The sequence below is a fragment of the Salinivibrio sp. IB282 genome, assembly GCF_001995685.1.
Taxonomy (GTDB): Bacteria; Pseudomonadota; Gammaproteobacteria; order Enterobacterales; family Vibrionaceae; genus Salinivibrio; species Salinivibrio kushneri.
Genome location: NZ_MUET01000014.1, coordinates 15,250 through 31,436, shown reverse-complemented (window position 1 = coordinate 31,436; position 16,187 = coordinate 15,250). Strand labels below are relative to the sequence as shown.

The 16,187-nt window shown below is 51.2% G+C and carries 14 protein-coding genes; 4 read left to right on the top strand and 10 right to left on the bottom strand.

The genetic code is table 11. The features are described 5' to 3' along the window. Positions 1-18 precede the first annotated feature (18 nt). From yajC to queA, 3 genes are all read right to left on the bottom strand, one after another. On the bottom strand, positions 19-348 hold the full coding sequence (yajC, locus tag BZG14_RS04780; protein ID WP_021022912.1) for a preprotein translocase subunit YajC: 330 nt from the start codon (positions 346-348) through the stop codon (positions 19-21). A 36-nt stretch (positions 349-384) separates the two neighbouring features. Beyond that, positions 385-1,506, bottom strand: coding sequence for a tRNA guanosine(34) transglycosylase Tgt (gene tgt, locus BZG14_RS04775; RefSeq protein ID WP_069363261.1), 1,122 nt, complete (start codon positions 1,504-1,506; stop codon positions 385-387). Between the two features lie 112 nt (positions 1,507-1,618). Next, positions 1,619-2,671 carry a tRNA preQ1(34) S-adenosylmethionine ribosyltransferase-isomerase QueA gene (gene queA, locus BZG14_RS04770; RefSeq protein ID WP_077608126.1) on the bottom strand — a complete coding sequence of 351 codons (1,053 nt, stop codon included), beginning with the start codon at positions 2,669-2,671 and terminating at the stop codon, positions 1,619-1,621. Positions 2,672-2,886: 215 nt separating this feature from the next. Between queA and BZG14_RS04765 the strand changes: the two genes are divergently transcribed. Next, the gene (locus tag BZG14_RS04765; RefSeq protein WP_077484548.1) at positions 2,887-3,327 is read left to right on the top strand and encodes a CBS domain-containing protein; all 441 of its coding nucleotides are present in this window, start codon (positions 2,887-2,889) and stop codon (positions 3,325-3,327) included. Positions 3,328-3,385: 58 nt separating this feature from the next. Here the strand turns inward: BZG14_RS04765 and aceA are convergent, their stop codons facing one another. From aceA to BZG14_RS04750, 3 genes are all read right to left on the bottom strand, one after another. Further along, the gene (gene aceA / locus BZG14_RS04760; protein WP_069363264.1) at positions 3,386-4,690 is read right to left on the bottom strand and encodes an isocitrate lyase; all 1,305 of its coding nucleotides are present in this window, start codon (positions 4,688-4,690) and stop codon (positions 3,386-3,388) included. A 78-nt stretch (positions 4,691-4,768) separates the two neighbouring features. Then, positions 4,769-6,376 (bottom strand): malate synthase A, encoded by a 1,608-nt coding sequence (gene aceB / locus BZG14_RS04755; protein WP_077608125.1) that lies wholly within the window; start codon positions 6,374-6,376, stop codon positions 4,769-4,771. Between the two features lie 485 nt (positions 6,377-6,861). Further along, a complete protein-coding gene (locus BZG14_RS04750) occupies positions 6,862-7,794 on the bottom strand; it encodes a hydrogen peroxide-inducible genes activator (protein ID WP_077608124.1) in 933 nt (310 codons plus the stop codon). Positions 7,795-7,937: 143 nt separating this feature from the next. Between BZG14_RS04750 and BZG14_RS04745 the strand changes: the two genes are divergently transcribed. The 3 genes from BZG14_RS04745 (at position 7,938) to ppk2 (ending at position 10,444) form a co-directional block, all read left to right on the top strand. Then, on the top strand, positions 7,938-8,540 hold the full coding sequence (locus BZG14_RS04745; protein ID WP_069363267.1) for a peroxiredoxin C: 603 nt from the start codon (positions 7,938-7,940) through the stop codon (positions 8,538-8,540). 201 nt (positions 8,541-8,741) lie between these two features. Continuing rightward, complete coding sequence (locus tag BZG14_RS04740; protein WP_077608123.1) at positions 8,742-9,545, top strand: copper homeostasis protein CutC; 804 nt, start codon at positions 8,742-8,744, stop codon at positions 9,543-9,545. An 86-nt stretch (positions 9,546-9,631) separates the two neighbouring features. Further along, positions 9,632-10,444 (top strand): polyphosphate kinase 2, encoded by an 813-nt coding sequence (gene ppk2 / locus BZG14_RS04735; RefSeq protein ID WP_077608122.1) that lies wholly within the window; start codon positions 9,632-9,634, stop codon positions 10,442-10,444. Positions 10,445-10,447: 3 nt separating this feature from the next. On the opposite strand, the gene phoU is transcribed toward ppk2, so the two are convergent. The 4 genes from phoU to BZG14_RS04715 are packed head-to-tail and all read right to left on the bottom strand — an operon-like array spanning position 10,448 to position 15,895. Continuing rightward, complete coding sequence (gene phoU / locus BZG14_RS04730; protein ID WP_077608121.1) at positions 10,448-11,155, bottom strand: phosphate signaling complex protein PhoU; 708 nt, start codon at positions 11,153-11,155, stop codon at positions 10,448-10,450. Between the two features lie 10 nt (positions 11,156-11,165). Continuing rightward, on the bottom strand, positions 11,166-11,984 hold the full coding sequence (gene pstB, locus BZG14_RS04725; protein ID WP_077608120.1) for a phosphate ABC transporter ATP-binding protein PstB: 819 nt from the start codon (positions 11,982-11,984) through the stop codon (positions 11,166-11,168). Between the two features lie 18 nt (positions 11,985-12,002). Continuing rightward, positions 12,003-13,649, bottom strand: coding sequence for a phosphate ABC transporter permease PstA (gene pstA, locus BZG14_RS04720; protein ID WP_077608119.1), 1,647 nt, complete (start codon positions 13,647-13,649; stop codon positions 12,003-12,005). Between the two features lie 17 nt (positions 13,650-13,666). Continuing rightward, positions 13,667-15,895, bottom strand: coding sequence for an ABC transporter permease subunit (locus BZG14_RS04715; protein ID WP_077608118.1), 2,229 nt, complete (start codon positions 15,893-15,895; stop codon positions 13,667-13,669). Positions 15,896-16,187: the final 292 nt, after the last annotated feature.

The window sequence follows — 16,187 nt, the reverse complement described above, 5'->3', positions numbered from 1 at the left end:
CCTTTATGGTTGCGAGAATTAGAGAGACTGGATAGTACCTTTCGGCAGTACTGCCGTCACGAAGTCTTTTTTGATGGTTACTTCGTTATTATCGTTGAGCGCAATCACAATAAAGTCATTGTCTTCAGCGATTTGAGTGATCTTACCCACTAGACCACCCCCAGTTAGCACTTCGTCCCCTTTGCTCATAGATGCCATCAGGTTTTTGTGCTCTTTGACACGCTTAGATTGCGGGCGGTAGATCATAAAGTAAAAAATCACCGCAAAGAGACCAAGCATGATAAAAAGCTGCATTCCGCCACCTTGTGGTCCGGCTTCAGCGGCTGCGTGAGCTTGTGAGATAAACATTCAATCACGTCCTCGTTCTAGTTGTTGAATTCGAAATTAGTCGAGCGGCGGCACTTCCTTGCCACGACGCGCGTAGAAATCCGCTACAAAGGCATCTAATCTACCTTCGTCAATCGCGTTACGCAAACCTTCCATTACACGCTGATAGTAGCGCAAGTTGTGGATAGTATTGAGTCGCGCGCCTAGGATCTCATTACAGCGGTCTAAATGGTAGAGGTAAGCACGGCTGTAGTGGCGGCAAGTGTAACAGTCACACTCAGGATCCAAAGGCGAGGTATCACTTTTATGTTTCGCATTACGGATCTTGATCACACCGCCAGTAATAAACAAGTGGCCATTACGTGCGTTGCGTGTCGGCATCACGCAATCAAACATGTCGACGCCGCGACGAACACCTTCGACTAAATCTTCAGGTTTTCCTACGCCCATCAGATAGCGAGGCTTATCTTCTGGCAGCTGCGGGCAAGTGTGCTCCAAGATGCGGTGCATGTCTTCTTTGGGTTCTCCGACCGCGAGTCCGCCGACGGCATACCCATCAAAACCGATCTCGGTAAGGCCTTCTACCGACACATCACGCAAGTCCTCGTAGACACCGCCTTGTACAATCCCAAACAAGGCATTTTTGTTACCTAGTTTGTCGAAATGATTGCGGCTACGTTTTGCCCAGCGCAATGACATTTCCATCGACTTTTTCGCTTCGGCGTGTGTCGCAGGATACGGCGTACACTCATCAAAAATCATCACGATATCTGAACCCAAGTCATATTGGATTTCCATCGATTTTTCCGCGTCCATAAAGATGCGATCACCGTTCACTGGGTTGCGAAAGTGCACCCCTTCTTCGGTGATTTTGCGGATATCGCCCAAACTGAACACTTGGAAACCGCCTGAGTCGGTCAAAATAGGGCCATGCCACTGCATAAAGTCATGCAAATCCCCGTGCAGTCGCATAATTTCCTGACCTGGGCGTAGCCATAGATGGAAGGTGTTCCCTAATAGGATCTCCGCGCCCGTCCCTTTCACTTCTTCAGGCGTCATCCCTTTAACGGTGCCATAGGTGCCTACCGGCATAAAAGCCGGGGTTTCTACCGTGCCGCGTTCAAAAATTAAGCGGCCACGGCGAGCGCGTCCGTCGGTTTTTTTCAGTTCGTATTCCACGAATCCTCCTCAGTGCCAGAGAAACAGTCTGGCGTGTGTCTTATGCTAACAGATTGACTCTGCCGCAAGCATAGCGCACACAGGCATGAGAGCCCGTGTCCTCATTCTGTCGTCAGTTGTGCTGACGGGTAATAAACATGGCATCGCCATAGCTGAAAAAGCGATAGCGCGCTTCAACCGCGGCACGATAAGCCGCCATGGTGTGTTGGTAACCGGCAAAGGCACTGACCAACATAATCAATGTGGATTCCGGCAGGTGGAAATTGGTCACCAATACATCCACTAGCTGCCATTCATACCCTGGATAGATAAAAATCTGCGTATCATTAAAAAACGGGGACAGTGGCTCACCTTTTTGCTTGGCCGCTTGCGCGGCACTTTCCAGTGAACGCACCGAGGTGGTTCCCACCGCAATCACCCGCTTACCTTGTGCTCGCGTTTGATTGACCGCATCGACCACCTCTTGCGGCACTTCAGCATACTCAGCATGCATGGTGTGCTCTTCAATGTTGTCGACCCGAACTGGTTGGAACGTTCCGGCTCCCACGTACAAGGTGACAAAAGCAATATTGACGCCTTTTTCTTTAAGCGCTGCCATGACGGCATCGTCAAAGTGTAACCCCGCGGTGGGCGCTGCCACAGCCCCTGGCTTCTCGCCATACACCGTCTGATAGCGCTCTTTATCACTGTCCTCATCAGGGCGGTCGATGTAAGGCGGCAACGGCATATGGCCGATGTCGTTAAGCGTATCTACCACGCCTTTATCGCTTTTTAGCTGGATTTCGAACAGAGCATCATGGCGTGCCACCATCTGAGCCGCGACTTGTCCCTCATCGCCGAGGAAAAGCTCAGCCCCGGGTTTCGGAGCTTTAGAGGCACGCACATGAGCAAGGAAGCGCTGCTCGTCGAGCACACGCTCCACCAGCACCTCAATTTTTCCGCCTGAGGCTTTGCGCCCATACACGCGCGCCGGGATCACGCGCGTGTTGTTGAACACCATCAGATCACCCGGCTCAACCAGCTCGAGGATGTCTTTAAACTGACGATGTACCACCTCGCCGCTGGTGCCATCGAGCGAGAGCAAGCGGCTCGCGCTGCGATCCGGTTGCGGATAGCGCGCAATCAACTCATCGGGGAGTTCAAAGTGAAAATCGGATAATTGCATGACCTTTGCCTAGATAAAAAGCAGGCCGCTAGTATAGGTAGCCCACCGTGAAGATCAAGCAAGCTGTAAGCTTGATTCAGGCATGGTTTACACTGGTACCCTTGGGCTCCACGTTTGCCTCGATGCACGTCGTTATCTTGATGCATATCACGTCTAACCCAGCACAACTGCACTACAGTAAAAGTAACCCTGTGTACTGATGACAAGGAGGTGCCATGTTTGTTGTTGATGATATGATGACCCGGCATCCACATACGCTTAGCCCTGACCACACACTTGACGATGCCCACCGTTTAATGCGCGCCGAGCGCTTCCGCCATCTCCCTATTGTGGATGATGATGAGCGTTTGTTAGGACTGGTCACACAAAGAGATGTGCTATCAGCGCAAGCCTCATCACTGGGCAAGACCACCAATGGCGATCACCAGATCCATACCCCCCTATCACACTTTATCGAGCGGCAACTGGTCACGGTCGATCCTGGCGCATCCTTACGAGCGGCAGCGCTAACCATGTTAGAGCGTAAAATAGGCTGTTTGCCGGTAGTGAAACACCAACGTTTAGTTGGGATCATCACCGACAGTGATTTTGTCGCCATCGCGTCGACACTGCTGGAGATCCAAGAAGAAAGTGAACCGGTTGAAGAAGGCGAGTAAATTAAAAAAGGGAGTGCGAAACTCCCTTTTTATGAGGTTGATAACGGATATCGCCTGACTAGAACTGATCTTCTTCCGTCGAGCCCGTCAATGCCGTCACCGATGACTGGCCACCTTGGATAATATTGGTCATTTGATCAAAATACCCGGTGCCCACCTCTTGTTGGTGTGCGACAAAGGTATAGCCATGCTCAGCGGCAGCGAACTCGGGGCGCTGAACCTTTTCAACATAGTGACGCATGCCCTCACCTTGCGCATAAGCATGCGCCAAGTCGAACATGTTGTACCACATGTTATGAATACCCGCTAAGGTAATGAACTGGTACTTGTAGCCCATGTCTGACAGCTCTTGCTGGAAGCGTGCGATCGTCTCTGCATCCAGGTTTTTCTCCCAATTGAAAGACGGTGAACAGTTATAAGCCAGAAGCTGGTCTGGGTACTGAGCATGAATAGCTTCAGCAAACTGTCGTGCTTCTTCCAAGTCCGGTTTCGCGGTCTCGCACCAAATCAAATCGGCATACGGCGCATAGGCTAGGCCGCGCGAAATGGCTTGCTCAATCCCAGGGCGCACGCGATAAAAGCCTTCAGCTGTGCGCTCACCAACGATGAAGTCCTTGTCATATGGGTCGCAATCTGAGGTCAAGAGATCCGCGGCGTTGGCATCAGTACGCGCAATCACCAGCGTATCGGTGCCCGCCACATCCGCGGCTAAGCGCGCCGCCACCAATTTTTGTACCGCCTCTTGGGTTGGCACCAATACTTTTCCGCCCATGTGGCCACATTTTTTCACTGACGCGAGCTGGTCTTCAAAGTGCACGCCTGCCGCGCCAGCCTCAATCATGTTGCGCATCAGCTCGTAGGCGTTAAGCACGCCACCAAAGCCTGCTTCGGCATCGGCTACAATCGGCAAGAAGTAATCCGTGCCCTCCTCTGGCGAACTGCCTTTTGACCACTGAATTTGGTCGGCGCGGCGAAAGGCATTGTTAATGCGCTTAACGACAGCGGGAACAGAGTCGACCGGATACAGTGATTGGTCTGGATACATGCTTGAGGCGGTATTATTGTCCGCCGCCACCTGCCAACCGGATAGATAAACCGCCTCAATACCCGCTTTGGCTTGCTGTACCGCTTGACCGCCTGTCAACGCGCCCAAGCAGTTCACGTAGCCTTTTTTCGCGCTGCCGTTGACCAAATCCCATAGCTTGGCAGCACCACGCTTGGCGATCGTATTCTCCGGCACAAACGAGCCACGCATGTTGACCACTTCTTCAGCCGTATAGGGGCGCTTAACCTGTTTCCAACGCGGGTTTTCCGCCCAATCCTTTTCCAGTTCAGCGATTTGTTGTTGGCGAGTCAAAGTCATGTTCCATTCCTCTTTGTTAGTAGGGCTTTACCAGCCCCTTACTGTCATTCCATGTTTGTTATTGTGCTTCCATGCCCATTACGGCAGGTATTCATAACCTGGCAAGGTTAAGAAGTTAACCAGCTCATCACTGGTCGTGAGCWCAGCCATCAAGGTGGCGGCCTGCTGGTATTGGCCTTGCGCAAAGCGCGCTGCCCCCAGCTCTTTTTCCAGCACCGTCATTTCCTCACCAAGGTACTGTGTGAAGAGCTCCTTGGTCACCACCTTGCCATTGCTCAGTGGTTTCTGATGTTTAATCCATTGCCAAATCGACGCACGTGAGATTTCAGCTGTAGCCGCATCTTCCATCAGGCCATAGATAGGCACACAGCCGTTACCCGATATCCACGCTTCAATGTACTGCACCGCGACACGGATATTATGTCGCATACCGGCCTCAGTGCGTTCACCCTCGCAAGGCGCTAGCAAATCAGCTGCCGTGATCTCAGCGTCTTGCTCGCGGGTGACCGCTAGCTGATTTGGCTTATCGCCAAGTGCGCGGTCAAAAATCGCTTTAGCCGTGTCTGCCAGGCCTGGATGCGCAATCCAGGTGCCATCGTGACCGTTATCAGCTTCTAAGGTTTTATCCTTTTCAATTTTGTCCAGTACCTGCTGATTTTCAGCCGGGTCTTTGCTGGGAATAAAGGCCGCCATACCGCCCATCGCCAACGCACCACGCTTATGGCAGGTTTTGACCAGCAGACGCGAGTAAGCGTTAAGGAAAGGCTTATCCATGGTCACCACTTGGCGATCAGGCAACACACGATCCGGGTGATTGCGCAGCGTTTTGATATAGCTAAAGATATAATCCCAGCGGCCGCAGTTAAGGGCGACGATATGGTCACGGAGGTGATACAGGATCTCATCCATCTCAAACACGGCAGGCAGGGTTTCAATCAGCACAGTTGCCTTAATGGTGCCGCGGCTCAGACCAAACTCGTCTTCGGCAAAGGAAAACACCTCGCTCCACCATGCTGCTTCCTGATAAGCCTGTAACTTAGGTAGGTAGAAATAAGGCCCCGATCCCGTCTCGAGTAAACGACGGTAGTTATGGAAAAAGTACAGGGCGAAGTCGAACAAAGCCCCGGGAATCGGCTTACCTTGCCACATCACGTGTTTTTCGGTCAGGTGCAAGCCACGCACACGGCAGATAAGACGCGCAGGGTTGTCATTCAGCTGGTAGCGCTTGCCGGTTTCTGGGTGCTGATAACTGATGGTGCCATTGACGGCGTCGCGGAGGTTACGCTGGCCTTCAACCACTTGTGGCCACGCCGGCGAAAAGGAGTCTTCAAAATCCGCCATGAAAACTTTCACGTTGGCGTTAAGTGCATTGATTACCATCTTCCGGTCTACCGGTCCGGTAATTTCTAGCCGCCGATCTTGTAAATCCTTGGGAATGCCACGGATGGTCCAGTCGCTTTGGCGAATCGATTGCGTCTCCGGTAGAAAGTCAGGCAGCGCTCCCGCATCAATGCGTTGTTGACGTGCTTCACGCGCTGCCAAAAGCGTAGGGATACGCGCCGCATACCGCTCAGCGAGGCTGGCTAAAAAGCACAATGCATCCTCGGTTAAGATTTCTGCCTGCTCTTCGGTGACTGTCTCGTTAATCACCAACGATTCGCGTAAGGTTGAGCACGCTTCCGTCATATCGCCTCCCTGGCTTATCATTTGTAATCCAATCACAACACTCTTTTCACTACACGCTCTTGGGCTCTCGTGCAGCGCTTGAGTTATTACGTTGGCTTACATTCGCGTAAAAATCAACCAAAGGTCAAAACGAAACGGTGAGACAAAGACAAAAAATTCCACATAAACAACCATTTAAAAAATTAGAGCATAAGCTCGAATGTGCTTTTTTATGCCTATCAGCAGAATGATATAACACTGCTACTGGGATCATAATTTTGTCACCATCTTGTAATCAGTTACGTAAATAAATTACAGATCGCGCACTTTACCTTCTCGTGAAAAAGTAAAAAACAAAAATAATTTCAATCTCTTAGGAAAAAAAGCAAAAAGCCGCTCCCCTAGATGCTGCTTTTTTCGTGATAATAATCCAACGGCTTCAGCGTCTTTTTGGCAAGGTTAAAATAGATGATAATGCTGAGATAAAGTAGATAAACCAGTTTAAATCACTCATTTTGGTCTCTTTGTTCCTTAGCTATTGGGGAAAGTAGCTCTGCGACCAGATCAGCGAGCTTGTTGAACGTATCAATCCGACTCGAAGAAGGACGCCAGACCACTCCGATATCACGGTAGGCCGCTTCCCCCGGCGGCGTTTCTAAATGCACGTCGAGGTTATCAATCAAGCCATGATCAATGGCCATTTGCGGTATAAAGGTCACACCATTGCCGTTGGCCACCATTTGCACCAAGGTGTGTAAGCTAGTCGCCATGAAAGGATTAATCTTCTGCGAGGCCGTCATTTGACAGGCAGACACCGCGTGGTCGGTGAGGCAGTGTTCTCGTTCAAGCAAGAAGACAGACTCATCGGGGAGGGCGTCATAATCAATCGGTAACTCAAGCTGCGCAGCTTGCTTTTGGCTCATCACCATTTTAAATGGATCCCGCCCCACCACGCGGCGAGTCATGGTGCCAATATCCATGGGTAAAGCCAGGATGAGGATATCCATTTCGCCGTGTTTTAGCGCGGTGAGTAAGTTCGCCGTCGTATCCTCGCGCAATAGCAAATCTAGATTGGGATAGTGTTGATTGACCTGCTGAACCACATCACACAACAAGAAAGGCGCAATGGTGGGGATGCAACCCAGCCGGACTTTGCCGTGCATAGGGTCTGATTTAACTTGCGTTAGCTCCATCAAATCCTGGCTGCGTGCTAGAATTTCTCGGCTACGGCGCACCACCTCTTCGCCCATGCCTGTGAGTACCAAGGTTTTATTGTCACGCTCAATGAGCTGAGCACCAATCAGATCCTCGAGGTTTTGGATCCCCGCGCTCAACGTAGACTGGCTGACAAAACACAATTTGGCTGCTTCGCCAAAATGCCGTGTTTCGGAAAGGGTAACCAGATAGTGTAGCTGCTTTAAAGAAGGATATTTGCTCATACAGTCATATTTTAAACAATCGTATTTTWCGATTATTACAATCTATTAATTCCACTTTTTTCAATCTAACAAGTTCGCTATAGTTTGTCTCGCTTATATAGGAACCTGATTATCAGGAAAACATTTAAACTAGGAGCTGAGATATGGTACTCGTAGGTCGTCAAGCACCAGATTTTACTGCCGCTGCCGTACTAGGCAATGGCGAAATCGTTGATAACTTCAACCTGAAAGAGTTCACCAAAGGCAAAAAAGCGGTTGTCTTTTTCTACCCACTCGACTTCACTTTCGTGTGCCCATCAGAGCTGATCGCATTCGATAAGCGCCTGAGCGACTTCCAAGCTAAAGGCGTTGAGGTTATCGGTGTGTCTATCGACTCTCAGTTCTCACACAACGCGTGGCGTAAAACGGCTGTCGAAGACGGCGGTATCGGCGCAGTGAAATACCCACTGGTTGCTGACGTTAAGCACGAAATCTGTAAAGCATACGACGTTGAGCACCCAGAGGCTGGCGTTGCCTTCCGTGGTTCTTTCCTCATCGACGAGGAAGGCGTTGTTCGTCACCAAGTTGTTAACGACCTACCACTAGGCCGTAACATCGACGAAATGCTACGCATGGTTGACGCACTGAACTTCCACGAGAAAAACGGTGAAGTTTGCCCTGCACAGTGGGAAGAAGGTAAAGCGGGTATGGCAGAATCTCCTGAAGGTGTTGCTGCATACCTGTCTGAGCACACTGACGACCTGTAATAAGGTCAAGTGCCCCGCACTGGATAATGTGAGACAATAATGAGGCCCGGCAAACCGGGCCCTTTTTGTATCTGCTCGCCTCACCGTATCGGCTGATTCTCTCCCAACAAACCCTTTCCAACTAACACTAGGCGTTTTCCCCTCACCCTGTCACAATAGTTTTAGCTATGCTGACACGGTGCGTTTCGTCAAAGGGGTGGTATGTCTGTCTTGGTTGAAGTTTGTATTGATAGTATCCGTTCATTATCGCTGGCCGAACACGCTGGCGCAGATCGGATTGAACTGTGTAGCGCACTGCGCCTCGGTGGCTTAACCCCGAGTGATGGCTATATGCAACAAGCCGCTCAAAAAGCACGAATCCCTATTTATGCGATTATCCGGCCGCGAGAAGGCGACTTCGTCTATGCCAGTGAAGAAATAGAAGTGATGCTGCAGGATATTGCCAACGCCCGCCAAGCCGGGTGTGCAGGCGTGGTGATCGGCGCACTCACGCCAAGAGGTCAGCTCGCTCTACCGGCGATAGACGCCATGCTTGCCCAAGCACAGGGAATGGGCGTGACCTTCCACCGCGCATTCGATCATTGCCAAGATCCTCACGCGGCGCTCGAAGCAATCCTTGCCCGCCCAGCGATTGAACGGATTCTTACCTCTGGGCAGGCGGCGAACGCTTTACAAGGCAAAGAGGCACTCAAACAGTGGGTAGACGCCACACGCCATACCTCATTGACCATCATGCCAGGCGCAGGCGTGACCCCCGACAATGCACAAGCGATTTTAACGACCACCGGCGCACGTGAAATCCACTTGTCGGCACGCACCGAGCAAGTAAGCGTCATGCAATCAAACGCCTGCGCATCGATGGGCGATGGGGACGATGCCCGTTATCCGATCACCGATCCGGCAAGCGTTCGTCTGGTCAAAGCCATTGCCAATCGTTTTAAACCTCGGTGTAATGCCGTGATCAGACAACATGGCAATGTGACCCACTCTAGTCTTTTGAGGTGATATACGCTTTCGCTACTTGAATCCATTGCATCCGAAAAGTGAGTTTTCTACCGTGATCCCATCGCTGTGGTAAAAGGAGAGCGGCCTTGTCGGATAAAAAAGCACACAAGATCAGCAAAAAACATTACGAGAAAAAGCTAACCGAATTACAGATTGAGTTGGTCAAACTTCAAGAATGGGTCAAGCAAGAGCAGTTGAAAGTGGTGGTCATTTTTGAAGGGCGCGATGCCGCCGGTAAAGGCGGCGTGATTAAACGGATCACCGAAAAGCTCAATCCGCGTGTTTGTCGAGTCGTCGCGCTAGACAAGCCCACAGAGCGCGAACGCACGCAGTGGTATTTTCAACGTTACATTGAGCACCTGCCCGCCGGTGGTGAAATTGTCTTGTTTGACCGCAGTTGGTATAACCGCGCCGGTGTCGAGCGAGTCATGAACTTTTGCAGCGATGAAGAATATGAAGAGTTTCTTCGCACCTGTCCCGAGCTAGAGCGTATGTTGATCCGCTCCGGGATCATCTTAATAAAATACTGGTTCTCGGTATCGGACGAGGAGCAAGAAAAGCGCTTCGCGGAGCGAATTAACACCCCAATAAAGCGGTGGAAATTCAGCCCCATGGATCTCGAGTCTCGTAGTCGTTGGGTGCAATACAGTGAAGCCAAAGACCGCATGTTTGCCTACACCGACACCAAAGAAAGCCCTTGGTGGGTGGTAGAAGCCGATAACAAAAAACACGCTCGGCTCAATTGTATCGCCCACTTACTCTCACAAATCCCTTACCAAGAAATTGACTACCCCGCGGTCACCCTCCCAGAAATCAATAAGGAAGGTTACGTGCGTATGCCTTTGCATGACCAGAGCTTTGTCCCAGACGCCGTCAGTGACTGGATAGACGACGAGTAGCGATTATTTGAGGAGCTTTTCCAGCTCCTCTTTTTGAATGTGGCGAACGTCTTTGCCTTTGACAAAATAGATGATGTATTCACAAATATTCTGACAGCGATCGCCCACTCGCTCAATGGCTCGGGCCGACCACATCACTTTCAGCACATTGGGAATCGAGCGTGGATCTTCCATCATGTAGGTCATCAGCTGACGCAAAATCCCCTCGTATTCACGGTCCAACGAGTCATCTTTACGATAGACTTTCATTGCCGCATCAATATCCATGCGCGCAAAGGCGTCTAACACATCGTGCAGCATTTTAGCGGCGCGCTGACCCAAGGCTTCGAGTGATACCAAAAACGGCWGCTGAGAATAGCTCGAGTTGTCGAGCGCCATTTTAGCGATACTGTCAGCAACATCACCAATTCGCTCAAGATCAGTGATGGTCTTGATGATTGCCATCACCAGCCGCAGATCGCTCGCGGTGGGCTGACGTTTAGCAATGATGCGTGTACATGCCTCATCAATCGCCACTTCCATGCCATTCACTTTGTGATCTTCACGAATAACATGGCGCGCGAGCTCCACATCTTGATTGTGCATGGCGCGCAGCGCATCGGTTAGCTGACGCTCAACCAAGCCGCCCATTGCCAGTACGTGGGTGCGAATGGCTTCAAGCTCTGCGTTAAACTGACCAGAAATATGACGGCTAATATTGTGGTTATCCAAGGCCTGCTCCTTATCCGTAGCGCCCGGTGATGTAGTCTTCGGTTTGTTTGTTTTGTGGTGTGGTAAACAAGGTATCGGTATCCGCGTATTCCACCAAGCGCCCCATATTAATAAACGCCGTTTGATCCGAGACCCGCGCCGCTTGTTGCATATTATGGGTAACAATCACCACTGTGTATTGATTCTTTAAGTCATTAATCAGCTCTTCAATGGTCAAGGTTGAGATGGGATCCAACGCTGACGATGGCTCATCAAGCAGCAAAACTTCAGGTTCAATCGCGATCGCCCGCGCGATCACCAGCCGTTGCTGTTGCCCACTGGACAACCCAAACGCATTGTCATTGAGGCGATCTTTCACCTCATCCCATAATGCCGCGCCACGCAATGAACGCTCGACGGCATCATCGAGTGTTCTGGGATCATTGATCCCTTGTAAACGCAGTCCAAAGATCACGTTTTCATAGACAGATTTGGGGAAAGGGTTAGGACGCTGGAACACCATCCCCACTTGGCGGCGTAATGCTGGCACATCCATGTCGCGATGATAGATATTTTGCCCGTGCAGGGTGATCCCGCCTCGAACACGGCAACCATCCACCAAGTCATTCATCCGATTAATACAACGTAGCAATGTTGATTTACCGCACCCAGACGGTCCGATAAACGCAGTGACTTTCCCTTTGGGAATACGCATACTGATATCAAACAACGCTTGGGTCGACCCGTAGTAAAGGTTGAGATCCCGAATAGCTAACGCGGTTTGCTCGTCAGGCAAATTCCCCAAGTCTAAGCTAGGCGTGACACCTATGGGTGGCGTTATCGAAAACATCGAGCGGGATCCTTATCGTTATAATTCCAATGCGCGATACTTTTCACGCAAGTAATGACGAATACCAATCGCGGACAAATTGAGCGCCACGATCACAGACACAAGCAAAAACGACGTGGCGTATACCAAAGGACGCGCCGTTTCGATGTGCGCGCTTTGAAAGCCGACATCATAAATATGGTAGCCCAGATGCATGAACTTCCGCTCTAAGTGCAAAAACGGGAAGTTACCATCCACTGGCAAAGAGGGAGCGACCTTAACCACTCCCACCAACATTAAGGGCGCCACTTCTCCGGCTGCACGAGCGACCGCTAAAATCAACCCTGTCATCATCGCAGGACTGGCCATCGGCAGAACCACCCGCCAGAGCATTTCTGATTGGGTGGCGCCAAGGGCAAAGGCACCATGGCGGACACTGGTCGGGATCCGAGCCAGCCCTTCTTCTGTAGACACTATCACCACAGGTAAAGTGAGGATCGCTAATGTCAATGCCGACCAGAGAATGCCTGGCGTACCAAAGACAGGGGCAGGCTGAGCCGCTTGATAAAACAGCTCATCAATGGTGCCACCGATAAAGTAGACAAAAAAGCCTAGCCCGAACACCCCGTAAACAATTGACGGCACCCCGGCGAGGTTAACCACAGCAATGCGAATAATACGCGTAAATGCCGTTTTCGGCGCGTATTCGTGAAGGTATACCGCGGCAAGCACCCCTAACGGGGTGACAATCACTGACATCAACAGCACCAAGAAAACGGTGCCAAAAATCGCGGGAAAAACGCCCCCCGCGGCATTACTGTCTCGTGGTGGTTCCGATAAGAAGGCCGCGACCTGGTATCCCCAAAATTCAAGCTTCTCAACCGCACTCATGGCGTTGGGATACCAAACATTAATCACATTTTGCAGTGGCAACGCCACGGTGTCACCGTGGCTATCTTCAACAACCAGCGCGCCTGTTTGTTGTTTTTCTCGCAACTGTTTAAGCTTTTTCTCTAGCTGATGATACTGCGATAGCAGCTGTGAACGACGCTTATCGATTCGTTTTTTGTCTGCCGTGTTTAGCTGGCTGTCTAATGAGAGGGACTTTTCCTCCAGCCGCAATTGCTCCAGCCGATAGTTAACACCCGCTAAGTGTACTTGCTCGATGTCATTGATCACCGCGCGACGCGCCGCTAAATCTTCCAAGCGTTGATAAAGTTCAGACAGCACTAATGCATGTCGGTGGCCACCGGCGTCGACGTATGCTTGAGGCTTACCATAAAACATGCCATTTTCACTTCGCTCGATCATCGCCATTTCAACTGGCGTGTGCTGGCTTTTGATCTGAAACGCAAGTAGCTGACGAAAATCAATGCCCGCTTGTTCTCGATTACCGGTTTTAACTACCAAACGTTGGTAGCTAGGCTGGCGATAGGCTGGCAATGCAACACCGGCATCTTCAAGCTGCGTCGCATCAACCTGGTCGGTTCGGTAAATTTGTCCGACCACGGTTTCTACCCCCTGCTCACTCTTCACTTCAAAGCTGGTGACTGGTGTCGGCCAGAAGTAGCCTAAGCCTCGATAACCGAGCAATAACAGCACTCCGAGAATCGCGATCAGACTGACACTGACCATTCCGGCCGTCATCCAAACCCAGGGAGTGCCAGATTTTATCCATGGACGCATGCGCATTCTCGTCTCGGTTAAAGGTTGCTGTACTTGTCACGCAAACGCTGACGGATCAGCTCTGCCAATGTGTTAAAGACAAACGTGAAGACAAAAAGAATAAAAGCGGTTAAAAACAGCACCCGATAATGGGAGCTACCCACTTCAGACTCCGGCATTTCTACCGCGATATTGGCCGATAAGGTACGTAATCCTTCGAGCAAATTCCAATCCATGATCGGCGTATTGCCAGTAGCCATCAGCACGATCATGGTTTCACCCACCGCGCGCCCAAAACCCATCATCACAGCAGAAAAAATACCTGGGCTCGCGGTAAGCAACACCACCCGGGTCAAGGTTTGCCAGTGTGTTGCCCCTAAGGCCAAGGCACCGTTTTTAAGGTGTGGAGGCACCGAAAAAATCGCATCTTCGGCCATCGAGAAAATGGTTGGGACCACCGCAAAGCCCATCGCGATACCCACGACCAACGCATTGCGCTGGTCATAGCCGATGCCAAGCTCATATGTGATAAATTGGCGTGCATCCCCCCCTAACCACAGCTGCTCTACCCATGGCCCCAGGTACGCGGCGAATACGCCCACCAGCAATAAGGCCGGAATGATGACCACAATTTGTGCGTTATCAGGTAAGCGGCGTCGCACATACCTTGGGATCATGCGCCACACCCCGCTTAGCCCAAGCAAAACAAGAGGGATAAGCAAGAGCAGCAAGAAGACGCTAGCAATGTGCGATTCAACCCAAGGTGCCAGCCACAAGCCGGCCAAAAAGCCGATAATGACGGTGGGTAACGCTTCAATTGTTTCCACCGTCGGCTTCACCCAACGCCGTAAGCCAGATGACATAAAGTAAGCCGTGTATATGGCTGCCCCTATCGCCATCGGCACTGCGAAAATTAAAGAAACCAAGGCGACTTTTAAGGTTCCAAAGATCACCGGAACCACGCTCAGTTTTGCTTCAAAGCTGTCATCCGCAGAGGTCGATTGCCACACATATTGGGGATACGGATACCCTTCATACCACACTTTCTGCCATAGCGAGTGAATACTCACCTCTGGGTGAGGGTTGTCAACAGTCAACCATTGCCATTGACTGTCAACCACAGCAATCAGCCCGTTTGCGCGAGGCGTAAACGCCAAAGCATCAGGCAGCGCGGTAAACTGAGCATCGAAATGGCGCACCTTTTTACTGGTGGCATGCACTAGGCTGAGTCGTCCGGTTTCATCCACCGTCGCCATGCTTTTGCGGTGACGCTCTGGTGCAAGACGCGCCACGCCCTCTCCCGGCGAAAACGCGCGTACTTCGGTTAACGACGGCTCGCCATTTTTCACCACATCGAACCATTGTGTCACTGTGCCGTCTTGGTGCTGAAGGAGCAAAGAGCGCCCCCCGGCTAGCATCGCCATTTTCGTGACCGGACTGGTGACGACATTGTCGAGATTGACCGTTTCGCGCAAGGCTAGATCGTTTCCCTTTAAGCGCCAAATCGCTAAGCGATTTTGTTGATGGACAAACAAGCGCTGTCCGTCTCCTGATAACGCAATATGGTCAACGGCTTGTGAAAGGGGCACCGTGCTTTTTTGCGTACCCCGATAGACGACCAGGCGGTTATCCTGGGTAACGGCAGCCAGCACTGGCGGGATGGTTTGACCATGTAAACTATCCGGCACCGCAACAGTAAGCTGGTTAAGCGGCTGCGCGCTCGCGTCCACTATCAACTCACGACCAAAGGCCGGCATAGTGGACAATTGAGGGACCACTGAAGCGTCAGCTTGATACTGTGTACGAAAGCGTAATTGCCAAACAGCCACGCGCCCTGGTGTCTTTTCTACCGCCAAAAACGGCGTAGATGCTTCGACGCGGCTTATCGCAGGCTTATCCATGCTGGATAACGGCTGCTGTAATACCGTTTGCGCGCGTGGCACGGCGCTGGCTGCGGGCGTCCCAGACCGTGACGGGCGCTTGACTACGGTTAACACCCCTCGATCATCCAAGCCATACGCCAACTGATTGCGCGTATCGGCGCCAATGTATTGAGGCACGCCGGGAGTGGCTACGCTAAAACGCTCACTCAAGCTGACACTCGCTTGGTGAAAAAGCGGTACCACCACTGTGAGTAAGTAGAAGAAAAGAAGCAGCAGGGTCACTAATACCATCACGCCACCAAGACGTACCGTTTGGCGAGTCAGTTTATCTTTAAACCGCCGCGCCGGTCGGGTATCCGTTAATGATGGTGAAGAGTGGGTCATTCGTGCCTCTTTTTATTGAGCAAGCCCTGCATTGTATGTCATTACAATGACAATTTTGTGACAGCGGTATCCTGTCATAGCCCGTAAGGATCAACGCGTTGCGGCGCTTTCCTTTAGTGTATCGCGCGCGGTCATTCACGCCTAGTGACTTGGTTGCCACGCAATAAATATGCAACAAACGGGCTTTAGGCTTGCCCAAGTTGATATTGGGCACACTTTCGTGAGTTTAGCCTCTCGCAGCATAGACAACACCTTGACTGACCTCAATAATTGTCTGAACAATCGCCGTAAG

Excerpts from the sequence above, each read along its gene's own strand:
- yajC (WP_021022912.1), bottom strand. The coding sequence starts at position 348 with ATGTTTATCTCACAAGCTCACGCAGCCGCTGAAGCCGGACCACAAGGT.
- queA (WP_077608126.1), bottom strand. The coding sequence starts at position 2,671 with ATGCAATTATCCGATTTTCACTTTGAACTCCCCGATGAGTTGATTGCG.
- BZG14_RS04765 (WP_077484548.1), top strand. The coding sequence starts at position 2,887 with ATGTTTGTTGTTGATGATATGATGACCCGGCATCCACATACGCTTAGC.
- aceA (WP_069363264.1), bottom strand. The coding sequence starts at position 4,690 with ATGACTTTGACTCGCCAACAACAAATCGCTGAACTGGAAAAGGATTGG.
- BZG14_RS04750 (WP_077608124.1), bottom strand. The coding sequence starts at position 7,794 with ATGAGCAAATATCCTTCTTTAAAGCAGCTACACTATCTGGTTACCCTT.
- BZG14_RS04745 (WP_069363267.1), top strand. The coding sequence starts at position 7,938 with ATGGTACTCGTAGGTCGTCAAGCACCAGATTTTACTGCCGCTGCCGTA.
- BZG14_RS04740 (WP_077608123.1), top strand. The coding sequence starts at position 8,742 with ATGTCTGTCTTGGTTGAAGTTTGTATTGATAGTATCCGTTCATTATCG.
- pstB (WP_077608120.1), bottom strand. The coding sequence starts at position 11,984 with ATGTTTTCGATAACGCCACCCATAGGTGTCACGCCTAGCTTAGACTTG.
- pstA (WP_077608119.1), bottom strand. The coding sequence starts at position 13,649 with ATGCGTCCATGGATAAAATCTGGCACTCCCTGGGTTTGGATGACGGCC.
- BZG14_RS04715 (WP_077608118.1), bottom strand. The coding sequence starts at position 15,895 with ATGACCCACTCTTCACCATCATTAACGGATACCCGACCGGCGCGGCGG.